At 40.5% G+C, this 1,292-nt stretch carries 1 protein-coding gene; it reads left to right on the forward strand.

Annotation, left to right across the window (positions count from 1 at the left end):
- The first annotated feature begins 187 nt into the window (after positions 1 to 187).
- Positions 188 to 1,225 carry an IS110 family transposase gene (locus B5J93_RS11055; protein ID WP_228144934.1) on the forward strand — a complete coding sequence of 346 codons (1,038 nt, stop codon included), beginning with the start codon at positions 188 to 190 and terminating at the stop codon, positions 1,223 to 1,225.
- The last annotated feature ends 67 nt before the right edge of the window (positions 1,226 to 1,292 follow it).

The following is a 1,292-nucleotide window of genomic DNA, read 5'->3' on the forward strand; positions in this document are numbered from 1 at the left end:
TACGCACCTTTGTATACCCCTTTTAAGGTATAATAAGCAAAAACCTGTTATCCACATCTTGTACGCACCTTAGAACCATAAGGGCAACCACCAAGATAAGTTCGTGTCGTAGCTTTAAGAGTGGATAACCTTTCATCAATCAAAACCGTACAGTTGATAGACTCTAAACCGAATACAAGGCAGGTTAATGATGAATAATGCTAAACAAACCAAAGATACCAAGCAAACCAAAACCAATGTAGCAAACAAGCCCAATGAACCCATTTACTGTGGCATTGATGTGGGGAAAAAGGTCTTTGTGGTATCACTTTCTTGTAAGGATAAAACCAAAACCTTTTCAAACACTGGGGGCGACATAAAACAAGCCATTACTTATCTTAATACCAATGCAGGCACAAACCTAGCTTTGGTAGTACTTGAAAGTACAGGTGGATTAGAAATCCCCCTTGCCAAAGCCCTGCATCAATCAGGCTTTAATGTGGTGATTGCCAATCCTAATAAAACCAGCCAGTTTGCTAAGTCTTATTCTAATGCTAAGACAGATAACCAAGATGCCAAAATGCTTGCCCTTTATGCCAAGTTTTTAAGTCTTGATGAGAGCAAACTTACTCATTTGCTCTATGTCCCACCAAGCGAAGAGCAAGAACACTTAGAGGCTTTGGTTGTACGCCGTCATCAGCTTGTGGCAATGCGTGTACAAGAAAAGAACCGCTTAGGGCAAATTCATCAAAGTCAGCTTGAGAGTGTTAAACAAGTCATTGCTTACCTTGATGAACAGATTGCTAAGTTAGAACAAGACATTGACACCCTAAGCAAACATTTTGATGACACCACAAAAAAGTTTAAAGACATCAAGGGGATTGGTGGTGTTACGGTTGCTACCTTGATGTCAATGTTACCTGAACTTGGCACATTAAGCAATAAAGAAATCGCCTCCTTAGTTGGCGTTGCCCCACACCCCAAAGAAAGTGGCACACTTAAATACAAGAGCCATTGCAAAGGGGGTAGGCAATCGGTTCGTAATGTCTTATACAATGCCACCAATGTGGCAAGACAATATGAACCCAAATTTAAACAGTTTTATGAGCGTTTGATAGGCAAAGGCAAACCCTTTAAAGTTGCCATCAACGCTTGTATGCGTAAACTTCTAACCGTCATTAACGCCATTGTCAGAAATGACAGTGTTTGGCAAGCGGATTATCATCTTAATCTTAGCGTTAAGTAACATCCACAAGCCAACAAAGTTAATGAGGGTTGGTGGTACTGTATTCTTTAAGGGATACAGTTGCTAC

This window comes from Moraxella equi (assembly GCF_002027555.1).
Classification (GTDB): Bacteria; Pseudomonadota; Gammaproteobacteria; order Pseudomonadales; family Moraxellaceae; genus Moraxella; species Moraxella equi.